The organism is Pedobacter vanadiisoli (assembly GCF_042684385.1).
Lineage (GTDB): Bacteria > Bacteroidota > Bacteroidia > Sphingobacteriales > Sphingobacteriaceae > Pedobacter > Pedobacter vanadiisoli.
Genome location: NZ_JBHULL010000005.1, coordinates 93,023 through 112,381, shown reverse-complemented (window position 1 = coordinate 112,381; position 19,359 = coordinate 93,023). Strand labels below are relative to the sequence as shown.

Genomic DNA, 19,359 nt, shown 5'->3' with positions numbered 1-19,359 from the left:
AATCAGTTATTGTACCATTGAATAAGATATTCGCGCACCGTGTTCTCATCAGGTTTGGGAAAAACCTCTTCTAAAGTGATGTATTCTCCTGCTCTTAAAAGCAGTTTTTTGAACATCCCAACCAATAAAGGATGTGTAAAAGAAAGATATTGCGGTTTATAATCATCATGTAATCCTTCCCTTTTTCCGTCTCGTTTTGCCTGGTAGGTCCTTTTTCGTAAAAAAATAAAAATCTCTTTGGGTATTTTATTCCGGTCAAGCCAATTATTTAGCCTGATAAAATAAGTGAAATCTGCTTCGGAAAGCGCCTGAACCGGGATGATTTCGGTTTTTATCCGCCACGTTTTTCGCCTGATCACCACATTTTCTGCATAAACAATTCTTGGCAAGACAAATATATCTGGTGCCGGAACAGGGTGTTTATCGAGATAAAACCGGTCAACCAGCTGAATAAAAGGTTGTAACGATACGCGCGCATCGGGATTGAAATGTGCAAGTAACTGGTAAAGGTTAGATCGATTATAAAACGACTCCAGGCTTAAATCGTAGCTATATAATTCCAAATCGGCAGAATGTAAGCTAAGCGCCTTTCTTTCCTTATTATAGCTAACTTTTAAGTCGCGGATATTAAAACGCCGAGCTAAGGGATATATATTATTCCCCCCGGGAAGCTCAAGTTCGTGCGCCAACAGAGGCGGGTGAACGTTGGCATTGAATGTTGAAGCGTCGTTAAGCTCTACCTTCATCTGAGCTGGAAAAAGCTTTTCGTTATACTGAACAAAACTTCGGGTAACTTCCGGATCAAATAATGACAAAAACCTGCCGCTTACTTTGCCCATACCGGGTAAAAGTGAATTGATCACACCGGAAAAACCATCTTTGTTGTCTGAAAACTGAACGAACATACCCAGCGATGATTTTTGAGCCAAATTTTGGCTTTTGGGCAGATCAGCAAAAAAATCGGCATTAAACCTGATCAGATCTTCGCTGGCATGATCTAATTGGGCAATTTTTGTTAAAACAGCCTCTTTCCAATGTCTGAGTGCTAAAAAATCATGTTCTTCTTCCGTTTTATGTTCTTTTTCGGGCTTTTTAACGTATAGATAATAGTCTTTATAAAAAGTAGTCAAAGCTAAGGCATCATCATTTGGATATTGTTTTAGAAAGAAACTGATCATTTTTTCCCTTTCTTTCCGCATTACATCGAGCGGAAGCAAATAACTGATCAGTTCATCGATTTTCGCTACAAAATCTTTAACGGGTTGAGCCGGAAGCACCAAATTCTCTGAAATAAAACAATCTTCGTAAAAAATATGCCTCGCCGAAAAATAATAAGGTACAAATTGATGCATTGAAAAATTAGTTATTTCTGGAGGTTCAGCTGCCAATTTTCCATCTGATGTGGCGTTATACAAAGGAAGACCAGCTTCATTCTGCAGTTCTGCAAAAACGGTATTCAGCTGCTTCTCGGCTTGCTGTAGAAGATTAAACCGCTCAATAAGATTGGTGCTTTGGTATACTGTTCCATAATCTTTTAGGCTTTCAAAAAGCGAAATGATCGCTAAAACCGAGGGTTCTTCACTTTCTAAGTTTTTGAGAAAAAGCAATAGCTTATCGTCCCAATGCTCATCCATCCCGGAAAATCCGGGATCCATTTCAAGCATGCCGCTTTCAACCAGCTTGATCAGGTAAATCTTTATGCTTTCGTGACTGGGATTTTCCAAATACACGGCACATTGATCGATCAGATTTTTCAGGTTAACAGGTTTGTGACAACTTTCAAGATGTTGGTATACAATTAATTGCAAGGAATTTGCATTGATCTGCTGAAAAGATTCGATATTATTGAAATTGCTTAGAAAACAGATCTTATCTCCCTTTATTTCTGCCGTTAAATTTAATTTAACAAACAAATGCTCATTTAATAAGGGATGCTTTTTGATAATGGCTTTAAGATATTCGAATATGGAGTTGTTTAATTTTAACCGGCTTTTAACCTGCACGGCAGCTGCAGGACTTTCAGATGTACCCGACTGCTCTAAAGTCATTAACCCTGTATAGGTGAAACTGCTAAAAGGCGAGGTTTTAAAAGCCATCCTGCTGAGATACCTAAGCAAACTGAACAGGATACGCTGCTCCTTTTGTTTAAAAACCTGACTGTCTTTTTTTACAAAACTTTTCAACTGTTCGTAAAGCAGCGGACTGGAAAGCAAGAGCCCGTTCTGCAGTTCTGGATGGAGTGCCATTTGCTGCATCCATTTCCGGTTCTGATCCTGTTCTGCTTCAAATTTTAATGTCTTTTCTTCTAATAAAAACGCCAGCTCCTTAGCTTTATCCAGGTAACTTTTTAGATCATTTCTTACCGCCTGAGGCAAGTGAATAATATGCTCAATATTTATCTTTTTATCATTGAATATCTGCCTCTTAATATTAATCAACTGCTGTCTTACTTTATCATCTTGCTGTTCAGTAATGATCGGATATAAAGCATCACAAAAGCTGTTTTTTAACTGCTCTTTTTCATCAATGAGCGCTCTTAAGGATTTCAGCAGTTTTTCAGTATCATTAAACTTCAAATTGTCAAAAAGTTGATGGTGTAATCCGGCATAGCGCACCAATGAATAAGAAAAAATCTGTAAGCTCATATTAATTAGGTATTTATTTGCCTAGTTCGAGTTGGTTTTTGATCAGCTTATAGTAGCTTCCTTTTTTAAGAAGCAAACTTTCATGGGTACCCTGCTCCTGGATTTCGCCCTGGTGCAACACGATAATCTGATCGGCATGTTTAACGGTACTTAACCTGTGTGCTACAATCAGCACCGTTTTGCCTTTAAAAAAAGTATTCAGGTTATTTACGATCGATCGCTCATTCTGTGCATCAAGTGCGTTGGTGGCTTCATCCAGGAATACATAATCGGGATTACGGTAAATCATCCTGGCAATTAACAAACGTTGCTTCTGTCCTTCGCTAAGCCCATAACCGTCCCTGCCAACCACAGTGTCGTAACCAAATGGCATTGAAGAGAAAAAATCGTGCATATTAGCCATTTTAGCAGCCTCATAAAGCCTTTCGTAATCTTTTGTAACCGCGCCTGCAAAAATGTTATTCGCAATAGAATCCATAAATACGTAACCATCCTGCATAACTACCCCACAATGTTTCCGCCATGATTTCGCATTCACCTGAGCTAAATTTTGTTGTCCAAGGCTTATTTCGCCCCCTGTTAAGCCATAAAATTTCAATAAGAGCTTAATGAGTGTTGTTTTACCGCTACCGCTCGTGCCCACAATCGCTGTAATTTTGCGGGCTGGAATGAAGAGGTCTATATTTTTCAAAACAAAAGCAGAATGCCTGCTGCCGTACTGAAAAGAAACCTTTTTCAGTGAAATATCAACCGGGCCAGGGTTTTTCAATTCTTCTTTCTGTTCGAGGTCTTCTTCCTCTTCTTGCTGAACTTCCTCCATCCGCATTAAACTGAATTTGGTGTTTTGAGATACCCTCGAAAATTCGACCAGCTGATTTACCGGCGCATTAAGCTGACCGCACACATAAGTAACGGCAAGCATACCGCCCAGTGTAATCTGATCATTGATCACCAGCATCGCTGCAGCGTAAGTGATCAATACGTTTTTTACCTCATTGATAAAAGAACCCACGCCTTGCATGCGCTGATCGAGCTGAAGCGCTTCAAGCTTTAAATCAAACGACTGATCCTGAAGGCTTTCCCAAAGGTCTTTTTTATCTTCTTCGCTGCCGGTGAGTTTGATTTCCTGCATGGCATAAAAAATTTCCAAAAGCAATTGCTGATTGGCAGAAAGCACTTTAAACTTCTTCTGATCGATGATTTTACGTTTCTGCTGAAAAGAGTTGGACCACAAGATGCTGATCCCTGCCCCTATAATGAAAAGCAGGCATATCTGCCAGTTATAGTAAAATAATACCCCACCAAGTACCAATAAGGTAATAGCTGAAAGAATAAAATTGATAAGAAAATTAGTTAAAAACTCTTCTATGCGCTGGTTATCATTTACCCTTTGCATATTATCGCCTGCCTGGCGGTTATCAAAGAAAGAAAAAGGCAGTTTCATTAATTTGGCCAAAAAATCTTTTAGCATGATGATGCTGGTTCTGGCTCCAATCCGAAACAATATCCGCGCACGCATAAAATCCATCAGCATCCGGCCCGAAAAAAGCATTAACTGACCAATGCATATAAGCAGAAGCAGGTTCGTATTTTTTGCACGAATGCCTTCGTCAACCACCATCTGCGTAAGTAAGGGGATAATAAGCGAAAAGCCGCTGGCCAGTACTAAACTCACCAGTATCGGCAACCAGCCTTTACGGTGCATTTTGAGGTAAGGCAGCAATGACCATAGCGAAGTTTTATGCTCAGGGACTTCTTTTAAATCATCAAAAGCATGATCGGGCTGCAGCAACAAAACCCTTCCAGTCTTATTTTCTGTGCTGATTGCCCAGCCAGCTAAAAAATCCTCAATACTGAGTTTAACCTTACTGCTTAAAGCGGGATCGGCCAGATAAACGTAGTGATCTTTTACTTCATAAAGAACAACATAATGTTCTTTATACCAGTGTAATACACTGGGCAATGGAACATTGCCGAGTTTATTAAAAGGCAGTTCAGCAGCAAGGGTTTTAAAGCCTATGTTATCAGCAGCATCGATAAGATCGAGCAGGCTTGTTCCCTGCTTGCCTATCCGGCACAGCTTCCTTAAATACTGCATGGAAAGATTTTTGCCATAATAAGCTGCAACCATTTTTAAACAAACCGGGCCACAATCCATTGCATCGGGCTGCTTATAAAACGGGTACTTATTTCTACGGATAAAATCTTTAAACATGGCGTAAAGAAAATTTGTAAATGCAATATAGTTGCAAATATGTAAAATATAATGCAACTTTGATGCATTAAAAAATCATAAAATTTCAGATGCATAAAAAGGATTTTGCTGATTGGTTAATGCTGATCAAAAAAGAATTATTGCTGAATTACCGGAATAAGACGGTTATAATTTCTACTATTATGATATGGGTATTGTTTATAGCTGCCACTATATGCACAATTTTAAATTATCAGACTGATCATAAGCAACGCCAGGCTGCAAATACACTTTTCAGGCAACAATGGGAACACCAGCAACGAAATCCGCATGATGCAGGTCATTTCGGAACCTACCTGTTTAAGCCCGTTAACCTGCTGAACGCTTTTGACACAGGCATTAACGATTTTACAGGCAGTAGCTACCGGGTTGAAGCCCATATACAGCACGAAATCAGCGATGACGAAGCAGTAAATAATGATACAGCCATGCGTTTCGGGAAACTCACCTTTGCGCTTATTCTACAATTACTAATCCCCCTATTTCTACTGTTCAATACATCTACCAGCATTACCAATGAAAAGGAAAACGGAACACTTAAAATGCTTTTAGCCCAGGGCCTGAGTAGCCGAAAGATTATCTGGACAAAAGTTTGGGCTAATTACCTGCTCATTGCAGCGATTGTGCTGCCTGTTTTTATATTGATGGCTGCTGCAGTTTTATCTTCATCCGATTCTGCCCTCTTACTGCCCAGATTGGGATGGATCCTGATTACTTTTTTATTGTATTTCCTAATCATTTCCTTAGCCGGCACGCTTATTTCAGCCATCAGCAGCCACTCTGGCAAGGCATTGTTAATGGCTTTATGCCTATGGATTTTTACCGGGATCATCTTTCCCAAAATAATTACGGGCATTGCAAACCGAAGTTATCCATTAATGTCGCGCGCTGCTTTTAGCGACCTGGTTGAACAGGGCTATAGAAAGGGTTTAAACGGAAACGATCCTTATGCAGTACGCGGCGAGCGCTACATTAATAGCTTGTTAAAAAAATATCGGGTAGACAGTGTTGCGGCATTACCTTTTAATATCAATGGTTTAACACTTCAGTTTAATGAAGATTACCGAAGCATGGCCTTTAATCATTATTTTAAATCAGTCGAAAAGAGCTTTGATCAACAACAACATTTTTTAACTATAGCTGGTATTTTCGATCCTTTTCTATCTACAAAGCGTTTATCGATGGCTTTGGCAGGATCTGATTTCTACCATCACGGACAATTCTTTAAGCAGGCACAAACTTACCGTAACGAGCTCATCAGACGGCTGAACATGCAACTGGCCATGCATGGTAAGGGTGTTAAGGGCGAATATATTGTTGGTCCGGAATACTATAGCCAGCTTAAAGATTTTAAATATCAACTGCCTGAGCTTAGCCAGGTATTAAATTTAAGAAAGGTAGCTTTTTTATCACTTGCGGGCTGGATTTTGATCCTTGTATTGTCTCTTCAGTTTATTGCTTCACGTTATTTAGCCTATCATTATGCAGCTGCTTAAAACCATCTTTTTATTTGAACTCAGACTGCTTGCCAGGCAAAAATTTATCCTGTTATTGATCAGTTTTTTCTTCCTGACCGGAATTTATAGCATTTACTACGGCTACCATTTCACTGAAAAGCAGTTGGCAACAATAGACAGCCTGGAAAACGGATATCAAAAAAAATATAAAGAAATAGAGGCCGCTTTTTCGGCAGATACCACCACTGCTGACGGTAAAATCCTGTTTAATCAGGCTGGCATTCCTTCGGTAATTGAGTATAAAAATCCTTTAAATGCCGTATATAAACCTCAATCAATAAGTATTTTATCGATCGGTCAAAGTGACCTGCAACCTTATTATGATGTGATTACCCGCCGACGCAATTTTATGCAGGGTTCTAATGCTGAAATCTCAAATCCGGAACTGTTAGCTTCGGGAAATTTTGATCTGGCTTATGTGATTATTTTCCTGCTACCTATACTGGCCATTGCATTAAGCTACAATACATGGTCTAAAGAGAAAGAGCAACAGACCGATAAATTACTTTCATTACAGGGAATCTATTTCGGGAAGATTATCGGTTACAAACTCGTTTTTCGTTTTCTCCTGGTTGGCTTAATGGTTTGGCTATTGAGTATCATTGGATTTATCAGTTCTGCCTCACTTATTCCATTTGATCTTGGTGCAGCTGTATTTTGGCTGTTGATCACCAGTGCTTATCTTTTCTTCTGGTTTGCTGTTACCTTTTTTATATTGAGGCTGGGGAAAAGTTCCGTGCATAATGCACTGTATCTCTTGGGCTTGTGGTGCACCCTGTTGATCTTATTACCGGCTTTATGCAACACAGTTGTACGCTTGTACTACCCCATTCCTTTAAAAACCGGGGCTGCAGTGGCTTTGAGAGAAAACAGTGAAGCCATTTGGGCCATACCACCTAAATTATTAATCGATACCTTTTACCTGAACAATCCTAAATACAAACCTTTAAGGGAAGCAGCAGATACAAGCGAGACCAGTAATAAACGCTTTGCAGCTTATTACGATCTTTTGGGCAGGCGTATGACCAGGGCTATTGAAAACTACAACCGGTATCCTGCTGCACAAAACGAAGCCAATCTATGTTTGAGCTGGTTTAACCCGGCAATTAAAACACAATACCTACTGAATAGAGTAGCTGGTACAGGCCTTAACGATTATCTCTCTTACCAAAGACAGGTAAACGATTTTCAAAAAACATGGGTTGATTTTATGACCGGCTATATTATTTCTGATAAAAAATTAAGCTTAAATGATTTAAAAGATTTACCTCAATTTAAACTTAAGTATTCAAAAAATAAATACCGGGAAATTGTTACAAGTATTTTATACCTCTCCGGCATCAGTTTCTGCATCATGTTCCTTTCCAGGAAAATCATTGTTAAAATATAATTTAAACGATAATACATCCCAATCACACAAAAAATGAAGAAAACACTTTACCTGATTTTACTCTTATTTATTTCGGTACAACATGTTTTTGCACAACATGAAAAACGGAATAGATCAACGCAGGATTCTGTTATAAAAACACGCCAGCTTAACGAAGTGCGCATTGATGGTCAGAAAGCCATTAAACTTAAAAAAGATACCCTATCTAACACCTTAAGGATGCAGGTCCCGCTGTTGCAGATGCCACAGAATATCATCAGTATTTCTTCAGCCCTGATACAGCAACAGGGTGCATTGCAGTTAAAAGATATGGCCAGAAACGCCAGTGGTGTTTATTTTGGTTATAACAGCTCTCCTTTTGATAATTCTGCTTCTATAAAAGTAAGGGGATTTAATGCTGCTACCACAATTAATGGTATGCCAAACCGCCTGGTTTTGGGCGCAACGCTAGATGATGAATCATTAATCGAAAACCTTGAATTTATTAAAGGTCCGGCAGGCTTTATAAGTGCTTTAGGAGAACCCGGAGGGACTTTAAATATTGTGACCAAATCGCCAAAGGAAAAACTATTGAATGTACAGCTTACAGGTGGTAATTATAATCTTTTGCGCGCTACTGCAGATATTGGAAGTGCTTTAAAAAGCAAAGGCTTTTCTTACCGTTTTAATACGGCGTTTCAGCACCAGGATTCGTACCTGAATTACATGAAAACCACCAAATATGTATTTGCACCCGTGCTTCAATACAATTTCAGTCCCCGCACTTACCTCATTGCTGAATACAATTATATCCGTGGAGAGGTTAAAAACGGCTCATCCATTAACAAATTACGCCAGGATAAAGATATATTACAGGATCCGGTCGGTCTAAATTTCAGTGCAGGCATCGGATTGCCATTGAGTGTTTCGCAAACCCATACGTTCAGGTTTAGTGCCGTTCATAAGTTCAACGAGAACTGGCAACTTACTTCCCAGTCAAATCTTGTCAAATCGCCAGCCAACCAATGGTATATGGTATCGGCAAATAACAGAACATCCATCAGTTTTAACGATCAGGGCAAAACCAACCGCATTGCAAGCAACTCAAACCTGTTGGGCGAAACTTATAATACCAATCTGTTTTTATCAGGAAAATTTAAAACCGGTGCATTTAAGCATAATTTACTGATCGGAAGTGATTACACTAAAGGAAACGACTCTTTATCTACCTATTACGGCACCATTTCTTCTCCATTTGACAGGAATAATCCTAATTTTTATATAGACCCGAATACGGTAAGCATTACCAAAAGATCAATCAGGCAGGAAAATCACATCCACTATTCTGCAGCTTATATTTATGACAATATCGCATTGGATAAATTTCTACTCACTGTTGGTGCGCGTTATACAGATTACCGCAACCGCAATATTTTAACCACTACCAGGGGTCCGCGTGTGCCCGACTATTATAAACAACATGCTTTTTCGCCCAGGGTTGCATTAAGTTTTATGCCTGATTCTACATCTTCCGTTTATTTTCTATTTGACCAATCCTTTGTGCCCAAAACAGGTCAGGTAGTTACCGAAACTGTTGATGGTCCGCAGGCCGGACAAAAAACGGTTACAGCATCAAAGTCTGTTGAACCTGAATTAGGCACCAACCTTGAACTTGGACTTAAAAAGAACTGGTTTAATGGTCGTTTGTTGACAACAATAAATGGTTTCCATACGGTAAAAAGGAATGTAGCAGCAAGAGATTTCAGGAATTATGCCGCCTCTGCAGGGGCAATTGCCTATTATCTTCAGTTAGGCGAAGTAGTGAGCAATGGTTTTGAAGTTGACGTAATCGGAAATATTACCGATTGCCTTTCACTGATTACCAATTACACTTATGTAGATGCCAAAGTTACCAAAGAGAATAACCTAAATCCTACAGCCGATGATCCTTCAATTGTTGGCCAGAAAATGCCCGATGTGCCTCAACAGGTGTTTAATACCTGGTTGCAATACAGCATTCCTTTAAAAGGCTATAACAAAATTTCAATCAGCGCAGGCCAAACCACCATTATCAAACTTTCAGCTATTAGCCAGCGCGATACGTACTTGCCCAATTATACCAAATTTGATGCAGGGTTGAGTTTTAGCAATCCTAAATATATGTTCAGGCTTATTGCCGATAATTTAACCAACAAACGTTATATGGCTTCAGGCGATATTACTACTGATTTCCCTTATCCGGGCAATAATTATTTCTTTATAGAGGGCGAGCCTTTTACCATCAGGCTTTCTTTGGGCGTAAAATTTTAGTTTTTGATATGTTAGAAGCGATTGGATTAACCAAGAAATACCAGGACCACGTTGCCTTAAATAACCTGAATTTAAAGGTAGAGGCTGGTGAAGTATTTTGTTTGCTTGGACAGAACGGTGCGGGCAAAACCACTACCATCAACCTTTTTCTTGGCTTTACAGCGGCCAGTAGTGGCGAAGCCAGAATAAACAATATATTGGTTAGCCCCAACAATGAGCAAACCAAACAGTTTTTAGCCTACATTCCAGAAGTAGTAATGCTTTATGGCCACCTGAGTAGCATTGAAAATCTCGATTTTTTTAGCCGTATTGCCGGCTATACTTACAAGATAAATGAGCTTGAGGCATTTTTGCTTCAAGCTGGTCTTCAGCCTGATGCTTTTCATAAAAGGCTGGGCAATTACAGCAAAGGCATGCGGCAAAAGGTAGGTATAGCCATTGCAGTAGCTAAAAATGCCAGGGTTATTTTGATGGATGAACCAACGAGCGGTCTTGATCCTAAGGCAACTAATGAGTTTAGTGAAATTGTAAAGCAACTTTCGCAGGATGGCCGGAGTGTTTTTATGGCCACACATGATATTTTTAACGCGGTAAACGTAGGGACCAGGATTGGAATTATGCGGCAGGGATCTCTTGTGCACACCCTGGATGCTAAAGATATTTCAGCCGTTGATCTTCAGAAACTGTACCTGGAGACGATTTAATAGAAAACCGTCATCTCGACCGGAACGCAGTGGAGCGGGGAGATCTATCTCGAGACAGATTTCTCGACTCCGTTGCACTTCGCTCGAAATGACGATCTTTTTTTAAAATGGTTAACTATATCTCGTAGCTATAAACCGATTTTATTGCATCTCTTAAGTTGTATTTTGAAGCCATTACTTCTCCATAAGCACCAGCACTGCGGATGGCAAAAATATCACCCCTGAAAGATTCAGGTTGTTCTACTTCTTTGCCAAAACAATCGGTACTTTCACAGATTGGCCCTACTATATCGTACTTAACCAAGTTTGAAGTTTTGGGTTCGGAGTTTGGAGTTTTTGAAAGATTCTCGATTTTATGATAAGCCTGATATAAGGCTGGGCGCATCAATTCGGTCATACCTGCATCTAAAACGACAAAATTCTTCTTCTTTCCGTTTTTAATGTACAGTACCCGCGTAATTAATGAAGCCGATTGCCCTACCAATGCTCTTCCCAGCTCGAAATGTACTTCCTGACCGGGTTTAACCGTCAAAAACTCATTAAAAATCTTAAAATAAGATTCAAAATCAGGAATTTGATGATCAGGATGGTAATAATCGATGCCTAAGCCACCACCAACATTTAATACCTTAAGGTTAAATCCTTTATCTTCAAACCAGGCTGCAAATTCATTTACACGTACACAAAGATTTTTATATACATCCAGGTTGGTAATCTGCGAACCGATATGAAAGTGGATACCGATAAATTTCAGGTTTGGCGAAGCTTTTAAAGTTTCGGCACATTCTGTCAAATCCCAGGAGTTGATTCCGAATTTATTTTCATCCAGGCCTGTAGTAATGTTATGGTGGGTATGCGCATCAACATTAGGATTGATGCGGATGGCTACCTGGGCTATTTTGCCTTTTTTACCGGCAAGTTCGTTAAGCACTGCCAGTTCCTGGATAGATTCTACATTAAAGCAGAAAATATCAAGATCAAGTGCTTCATTTATTTCTTTATCTGATTTACCGACTCCGGCAAATACGATTTTTTTATTGTCGAAACCAACCTCAACAGCCCTTCTCACCTCCCCGGCACTCACGCAATCTGCACCGAAACCGATTTCTTTGATCTGGTTTAACAGTACAGCATTGAAATTTGCCTTTAATGCATAGTGGATATGGAATTTATACGGAGCTGCAGCAGCTGCACAGGTTTGCAAGGTTTCCTGTAACAGATCGGTATCATAGTAGTAAAAAGGCGTTTCAATATTGTTAAACTTTGATATATCTTTATCGGCGAACATGTTCAGATTCCTTATTATAATTTTAATTTTATTCTTTGGGCTAATTTATTTAGGTAACTACCTGGATTTGAAGCATGGAAGAATTACCCGGAAGCAATACAATGGAAAAATCAGGTTTTTTATTGTTTTACTTCTTATTGTATTGTTTCTTTTATTTATCAAAAAATGAAGATCGCGGCTGCCATATTTATTATTCTTATTCTCTCTGCGGGATTATTCAATTCCTACAAAAAACATAAAAATGGATTATTACCAGCAAGCTTTTTATTTTTTCATTTCCTAATCGGCCTGCTGGTTGTTATCGGAGCCTTTTTCCTCTTATTCGAATAGCCTGTTATGCAGGCTCCTTAAAGCTTCGGTTTTATATTCGCTCAAAATCAAAAGCGATACATTATAGTTACTTCCACCATAAGAAATCATGCGAATCGGAATGTGTTTTAAGCTTTCCAAAACCCTGCTGGCAAAACCATGTTTTTCCGAACCGAAATCGCCTACCACACATACAATGCTGTGATCGGTATCTACTTCAACTGTTCCGAAGCTTTCCAGTTCTGCTATAATCTGTGGCAAATGAGCGGTTTCATCGATGGTTAAAGATACGGCAACCTCCGAAGTGGTAATCATATCAATTGGGGTTTTATAACGCTCAAAAACCTCGAAAACCCTACGTAAGAAACCATAGGCTAACAACATACGGCTCGATTGGATGCGGATTGCTGTAATGCCATCTTTGGCTGCTATTGATTTGATCTTTCCTTTTTCGCTATCGTGTGTAATCAAAGTCCCAGCAGCAGAAGGCTCCATGGTGTTTAATAAACGAACAGGAATTTTATATTTCTGTGCAGGGAAAACAGATTGGGGGTGTAAAATCTTTGCACCAAAATATGCCAACTCAGCTGCTTCATCAAAAGATAACTGAGCAATAGGCTTAGTACCTTTCACGATACGCGGATCGTTGTTGTGCATGCCGTCGATATCTGTCCAGATCTGAACTTCCTCAGCCAGAATTGCAGCACCTAACAAAGATGCGGTATAATCGCTTCCCCCACGGCGTAGGTTGTCTACTTCGCCAAAACTGTTACGGCAGATGTATCCCTGGGTAATGAACAACTTATTATCTTTATGCTGCTCAAGTAAAGGCGTTAAATGTTTGGTGGTAAAAGGAATATCAGGCTCATTGTCTTCATCCGTTTTCATAAAATCGAGCGCCGGCAACAATACCGATGGAACACCGATTGATTTTAAATAAATATGATATAAAGTTGTAGACAATAACTCACCTTGTGCCAACACTACTTTTTCTTCAATTGAAGTGAAAATATCATTCGCTAAGCCTGCTAAGAAGCCAAAGTGATAATCGATCACTTCATTTCCCTGCTCATGAAACTCAGCAGCAGGTAATAATTCAACAACAAAAGTTTTATATTTTTGATACAGATTTTCGACGCACTCGCTTCCCTTCTTCTTATCTCCAGCTAAAAAATAATTTGCAATTTCTACTAAACTATTTGTAGTACCAGACACGGCCGATAAAACTACAATCTGCTCTTCATTTGGATTAATAATATCCAACAACTTCGTCATGCGCTCGGGACTACCTACAGAAGTACCCCCAAATTTTAATATTTTCATTTTTAATACTGGAATATGTAATTTTTTTTATTATTGTATCGGGGCGTGAAAATAAGCAAAAGCAGCTTAAAAGCAACACCCTCAACAAAATAAAATTTGGATGGATTAAAATAAATGGCTTTAAACCAAACATCATCCGTTAAAATTTGTTCAACACCAGAAATTAAATTAAATAAACAGCTCAATGCAAGCAATTGACCAGTCAACGCAAACCACAATCAATCAGTGGTTAAGTGGGAATTATGATGAAAATACCAAGGCAGAAATACAGGCCCTTGTAGATAAAGATGCAACTACCGAATTAACTGATGCATTTTATAAAAGTTTAGAATTTGGTACAGGTGGCTTGCGCGGCATTATGGGCGCAGGTTCCAACCGCATCAACAAATATACCATTGGTACTGCCACACAGGGGCTTGCCAATTATTTAAATAACAAATATCCTGGTGAAAAAATCAGCGTGGCCATTGCCCACGATAGCCGTAATAATTCTGATTATTTTGCTAAAATTACAGCAGATGTTTTCTCTGCTAACGGTATCCAAGTTTATTTCTTTTCTGCCTTAAGACCAACACCGGAACTGTCATTTGCAGTACGTTATTTTGGTTGTAAAAGCGGGGTAATGCTAACAGCATCACATAACCCTAAAGAATACAACGGCTATAAGGCTTATGGTGCCGATGGTGGTCAGTTTACTTCTCCTGACGATAAACTGGTGATTGATGAGGTAAATAAAATTAAAAGTATAGACGAGGTTAAATTTGACCGTGTAGATGCCAATATCCAACTCATTGGCGAGGATGTAGATAAAGCTTACCTTGATGGCATTACTGCACTTTCTATTTCTCCGGAGGCCATTAAAAGACAGCACGATTTAAAAATTGTGTACTCTCCTATCCACGGAACAGGTATCACCCTGGTGCCTAAAGCACTTGAACAATTTGGTTTCACCAATGTAACCATTGTGGAAGAGCAGAGCAGACCGGATGGAAATTTCCCTACGGTAGTATATCCTAATCCGGAGGAAAAAGAAGCTTTGACTTTGGCCATGAACAAGGCAAAGGAAATTGATGCCGACCTGGTATTGGCAACTGACCCTGATGCTGACCGTGTAGGTATTGCCGTAAAAGATAATAATGGCAATTGGGTATTGCTTAACGGTAACCAAACCGGTAGTTTACTGATCAATTATTTGTTATCAGCCTGGCAAGACAGTGGTAAATTGGATGGAAACCAGTTTATTGTAAAAACCATTGTAACTTCCAACCTGATCGAAGAGATTGCCAAAAAGAAAAATGTAACCTATTATAATACGTTAACAGGATTTAAATACATTGGCCAGTTAATGACAGAACTGGAAGGTAAAAAATACTTTATCGGAGGTGGAGAAGAGAGTTATGGTTACCTGATCGGTGACCTGGTACGTGATAAGGATGCCGTGGTTTCTGCTGCTTTCATTTCGGAAATGACAGCCTATTACAAAGATAAAGGTGCGAGCTTATATAATGCATTGCTTGACATGTATGTAGAATATGGCCTTTACAAAGAAGATTTAGTTTCGTTAACCAAAAAAGGCAAATCAGGAGCCGAAGAAATTAAAGCGATGATGGTTAAATTCAGAGAAAATCCTCCTGCGAGTTTAGGCGGATCTAAAGTTTCGGTATTGAAAGATTACGAACTAAGCCAGGAAACTGATTTAGCAACAGGTAAAGTAACTAAATTGGACTATCCAACTTCTGACGTTTTACAGTTTATTACCGAAGATGGCAGTATTGTTTCTGCACGTCCGAGCGGCACAGAACCAAAAATTAAATTCTACTGCAGTGTTAATGCACCTTTGGCTGACAGAAAAGACTTTGATGCAGTTAACGCGCAACTTGGAGAAAAGATTAAAACAATAATGGCCGATTTGCAGGCATAGTTTTACCCTAATTTGCCCCGGTACACCGTACATTAAAGAATAAGCACAGGTAAATAATTTTTACCTGTGCTTTTTTGTATCGTTCCATTATCCCTTCAGGATAGCTGTCAGATAAGGAAGGACCAAAAGAACCCACAAAAAAAGGTCTTAGCATATACTAAGACCTGTAAATCAAGTTAATATATGATCTATAAATACTAATCTGAGTTCGATAATTGATATTACCTTTTAGCAGCTTAAATTGGATTTTTAGTTTAAAGCGCTCGTCACCCTGAATTTATTTCAGGGTCTTTCCTGCTAAAAAGATGCTGAAATGAATTCAGCATGACGAATCGGCCTAGTCAGTGGTATTTATAAAGCAATTTTTCACTAAATAATTATCGAGTTCAGGCTACTAAGCTTTATATTTTTTAAAAATAGTACTCGCTGCATGCCCACCGAAACCAAAAGTGTTATTTAGTACATAATTGATTTCTTTTTTAATCGGCTCAGCCAATACAATCTTTAGTCCTTCCGGAATGTTTTCGTCAAGATTTTTAGTGTTAATGGTAGGTGGAATTACATTATCCCTGATGGATAAAACACTGATTAAACTCTCAACGGCACCGGCAGCGCCCAATAAATGACCTGTCATGGATTTAGTTGCACCAATTACCACGGGTAGCCCATTAAAAACAGTATTAATTCCCTGTAATTCACTTAAATCGCCTAAACCGGTTGAAGTGGCATGTGCATTAATATAATCGATTTTATCTGCAGTAATGCCTGCATCCTTTAATGCTTTTGTCATCCCCAAAGCAGCACCTATCCCATCAGGTGGCGTTCCGGTAAGGTGATAGGCATCTGCAGCCATTCCACCACCAACAATTTCAGCATAAATATGCGCACCACGTTGTAAAGCATGTTCCAGTTCTTCTAAAACCAGGGCCCCAGCACCTTCGCTCATCACAAAACCATCCCTGTCTTTGTCAAAAGGCTTGGACGCACCTTGCGGATCCTCGTTATTTTTAGATAAAGCCTGGGCAGCATTAAATCCTCCAAATGATGATTTGGTCAGGGCCGCCTCCGAACCACCAGCTATCATTACGTTTGCCTTACCTAAACGGATGGTATCAAAAGCATTAATAATTGCAGTATTTGATGAAGCACATGCCGAAACCGTACAATAATTCGGTCCGCGTAGTTTATGGCGGATAGAAATCGCTCCGGCGGCAATATCAACAATCATTTTAGGAATGAAATAAGGATTAAACCTTGGTGTTCCATCTCCGGCATGAAATTCTTCCAATTGCGATTCAAAAGTACCAATGCCGCCGTTCCCTGTTGCCCAAATTACCCCAACTTCGGCTAGCTGGTCATCGTTCATATTACCGAAATCCAACCCTGCATCTTTTATTGCCTGATCACTCGAGCCAATCGCATATTGCGTAAAAAGGTCGTACTTTTTAATTTCTTTTTTCTCCAGGTATTCTTCAGGATTAAAATCCTTTACTTCGCCTGCAAATTGCGTTTTAAACTTAGCCGGATCAAATTTTGTAATCGGGCCAATACCACTTTTACCAGCTAAAATCTGCTGCCAAAACTGCTCAACAGTATTGCCAAGCGGGGTTATAGCGCCCAAACCTGTTACTACTACTCTTTTCATTTTATTTTTTTTAGTCACGAAGCTCAAATGACCACACCATGTAATAGATTTGATCATTTGAGCTTTTTACACTTATTGCCGCGAAAGTAAACATTCCTGCGGTGAAAAATGTCATAATAAAAGCAAAGGAAATCCTTGCCTGTTATTAGAAGTTAATGCTGGATAGAATCAATCGCGGCCTTTCTGCTGGCATTCATTACATTTAAAGCATCAATGGGCGACTGCCTGAACAATTCGTATATCTTTGCCGTATCGCCCACCCTAATTTCATATTCGTCATTGGCCAAGGCAGCCAATAAATCATCTGCTACAACAGATGGTTTGATACCATTGTGTCCACCTATTTCTTTTGAAAATTCAGTATCTACCAAAGGAGGCATCAATTCAAAAACCTTTACAGGCGTTTCCTCTAAACTTAATCTTAATGAAGTACTATACGAATGAAGTGCGGCTTTACTGGCTGCATAGGTAGGCAAACTTATTCCCGGGACATAAGCCACAATTGATGAGACATTAACAATTGCAGATGATTCCTGTGCTAACAAAACAGGCAATAACTTTTGGTTAATCCTGATGATAGATAGGTAATTGGTAAGCATCTCATCTTCAGCATTAGTAAAAGCATCCTGGTTTGGATCGGCCAGATTGTAAAGAATTGCCCTACCCGCATTATTGATCACGATATTCAATTGAGGAAATTCAGCTTTGATTCTTTCTACCAATAGATCTACATCTGCGGCCTTACTTACATCAGATAGAATAGTGGTAACATTTTGGAGTGATGCAGCAACTGCGTCCAGTCGTTCCCGGTTTCTGCCGGTAATAATGACATGGTTGTTTAAAGCAGTTAATTGTTTGGCAATTTCTAAACCAATGCCAGCGGTGCCGCCGATCAATAAAACGGTATTTTGTGAAGTTTTCATTTTATATTTTTTTTAAAATTTTAAGATTAAACAAGTGCTCACTGCGTGAGCATAGACAATATTATTCTCATCAAGTAATTGTGCTTCTACTAAAGCGGTACGGCCGCCGAGGTTGATCACCTTACCCAGGGTTTTTAGTTTCCCGGTTTTTACGGTAATGGCTTTCAGGAAATTTACCTTCAGCTCTAAAGTGGTATAGCCTTTACCGGCAAGTAAAAGTGAATGGACCGAACAACCCATAGCCGAATCCAAAATAGCGGTGATTACCCCACCATGCACGGTGCCAATCGGGTTGTAATGAAATTCCTGAGGCGTAAATTCAAAAACTACGTTTCCCGCTTCAATTAGGCTAACACTAAAATCTAATGTATGCAGAAGCGGTGGCAAAGGAAGTTTATGATCGCTCATGGCTTGTAAATAAGCAATTCCATCCATTTGCATGGCTTCTTTTGCGCCATCCATGGGGTCTTCCCAGGTAATTGTTCTACTTCTTTTCATATTAAAATACCAATCGGTATATTTTTAGTTAAAAATTTTTAGCTGAGGCTATCAACATATTTTTTTAATGAATCCATAATTAAATTCCAATGGGCAGGTTTTGCGGTCAACCTTGAAATCATAATTCCCCCTTCTACCATGGCAATAATGGTAAGTGCAACCTGCTCGGCATTATGCGCAGCATTTATTTCTTTGGCAGCGATACCAGCTTCAACCAGTTTCATAATGCTGTTCTTCCAGGAAATCACAGCTTTCACAGCCCTTTCTCTTAATGCCGGGTGGGTATCATCGGCATCAATTGCGGTATTTAAAATCGGACAGCCACCTTCTGTTACCTTACCGCTAATCACATTTTGATAAATATTAATGTAAACCAATAATTTATCCTTTACGTATTTTTGCTTGTTAATTTCCTTTTCTACCCTCGATAAAACATTTTTCAGGTTATAATCGAAAGCAGCCAATGCCACTTCGTCCTTATTGGCGAAGTTGCCATAAATACTGCCTTTGGTCAGGCCTGTAGCAGCGGTGATATCATTTAAAGAAGTGCCCGCGTAACCTTTCATATTAAAAATTGGTGCGGTTTTCTCTACAATGAAATTTCTCGTTTTTTCTGCCTTGTTCATCTTCTTTGAAATTAACGTTACAAATAT

General features: G+C 39.3%; 13 protein-coding genes. 5 read left to right on the top strand and 8 right to left on the bottom strand.

Features of this window, described 5'->3' with window-relative positions; genetic code table 11:
- Positions 1–2: 2 nt before the first annotated feature.
- Together ACFSR6_RS04340 and ACFSR6_RS04335 are read right to left on the bottom strand one after the other, a co-directional pair.
- Positions 3–2,645: a lantibiotic dehydratase gene (locus tag ACFSR6_RS04340; RefSeq protein ID WP_379075444.1), complete on the bottom strand. Its 2,643-nt coding sequence runs from the start codon at positions 2,643–2,645 to the stop codon at positions 3–5.
- Between the two features lie 13 nt (positions 2,646–2,658).
- Positions 2,659–4,860 (bottom strand): peptidase domain-containing ABC transporter, encoded by a 2,202-nt coding sequence (locus tag ACFSR6_RS04335; protein WP_379075441.1) that lies wholly within the window; start codon positions 4,858–4,860, stop codon positions 2,659–2,661.
- 89 nt (positions 4,861–4,949) lie between these two features.
- On the opposite strand from ACFSR6_RS04335, the gene ACFSR6_RS04330 reads away from it, so the two are divergent.
- From ACFSR6_RS04330 to ACFSR6_RS04315, 4 genes are read left to right on the top strand one after another with little or no spacing between them, the layout of a single operon-like run.
- Complete coding sequence (locus ACFSR6_RS04330) at positions 4,950–6,395, top strand: ABC transporter permease subunit (protein WP_379075438.1); 1,446 nt, start codon at positions 4,950–4,952, stop codon at positions 6,393–6,395.
- Positions 6,382–7,806 carry an ABC transporter permease subunit gene (locus ACFSR6_RS04325; protein ID WP_379075435.1) on the top strand — a complete coding sequence of 475 codons (1,425 nt, stop codon included), beginning with the start codon at positions 6,382–6,384 and terminating at the stop codon, positions 7,804–7,806. Before ACFSR6_RS04330 ends, ACFSR6_RS04325 begins: the two co-directional genes overlap by 14 nt.
- Positions 7,807–7,839: 33 nt before the next feature.
- On the top strand, positions 7,840–10,095 hold the full coding sequence (locus ACFSR6_RS04320) for a TonB-dependent siderophore receptor (protein WP_379075432.1): 2,256 nt from the start codon (positions 7,840–7,842) through the stop codon (positions 10,093–10,095).
- 8 nt (positions 10,096–10,103) lie between these two features.
- A complete protein-coding gene (locus ACFSR6_RS04315; protein ID WP_379075429.1) occupies positions 10,104–10,799 on the top strand; it encodes an ABC transporter ATP-binding protein in 696 nt (231 codons plus the stop codon).
- 115 nt (positions 10,800–10,914) lie between these two features.
- Here ACFSR6_RS04315 and lysA read toward each other — a convergent pair whose 3' ends face one another.
- Both lysA and ACFSR6_RS04305 read right to left on the bottom strand, forming a co-directional pair.
- Entirely contained in the window at positions 10,915–12,087 is a 1,173-nt protein-coding gene (gene lysA, locus ACFSR6_RS04310) for a diaminopimelate decarboxylase (protein ID WP_379075426.1), read from the bottom strand.
- A 318-nt stretch (positions 12,088–12,405) separates the two neighbouring features.
- On the bottom strand, positions 12,406–13,719 hold the full coding sequence (locus ACFSR6_RS04305; protein WP_379075424.1) for an aspartate kinase: 1,314 nt from the start codon (positions 13,717–13,719) through the stop codon (positions 12,406–12,408).
- Positions 13,720–13,903: 184 nt separating this feature from the next.
- Here ACFSR6_RS04305 and ACFSR6_RS04300 point away from each other — a divergent pair, with 184 nt between their 5' ends.
- Entirely contained in the window at positions 13,904–15,640 is a 1,737-nt protein-coding gene (locus ACFSR6_RS04300; protein WP_379075421.1) for a phospho-sugar mutase, read from the top strand.
- A 394-nt stretch (positions 15,641–16,034) separates the two neighbouring features.
- Here the strand turns inward: ACFSR6_RS04300 and fabF are convergent, their stop codons facing one another.
- The 4 genes from fabF to ACFSR6_RS04280 all read right to left on the bottom strand — a co-directional run bounded on the left by fabF (position 16,035) and on the right by ACFSR6_RS04280 (position 19,332).
- Positions 16,035–17,285, bottom strand: a complete 1,251-nt coding sequence (gene fabF, locus ACFSR6_RS04295; RefSeq protein WP_379075418.1) for a beta-ketoacyl-ACP synthase II — start codon at positions 17,283–17,285, stop codon at positions 16,035–16,037.
- A gap of 152 nt (positions 17,286–17,437) precedes the next feature.
- The gene (locus ACFSR6_RS04290; RefSeq protein WP_379075416.1) at positions 17,438–18,208 is read right to left on the bottom strand and encodes an SDR family oxidoreductase; all 771 of its coding nucleotides are present in this window, start codon (positions 18,206–18,208) and stop codon (positions 17,438–17,440) included.
- Positions 18,209–18,220: 12 nt separating this feature from the next.
- The gene (locus ACFSR6_RS04285; RefSeq protein WP_379075413.1) at positions 18,221–18,706 is read right to left on the bottom strand and encodes a PaaI family thioesterase; all 486 of its coding nucleotides are present in this window, start codon (positions 18,704–18,706) and stop codon (positions 18,221–18,223) included.
- A 38-nt stretch (positions 18,707–18,744) separates the two neighbouring features.
- Positions 18,745–19,332, bottom strand: coding sequence for a TetR/AcrR family transcriptional regulator (locus ACFSR6_RS04280; RefSeq protein WP_379075410.1), 588 nt, complete (start codon positions 19,330–19,332; stop codon positions 18,745–18,747).
- Between the last annotated feature and the right edge of the window lie 27 nt (positions 19,333–19,359).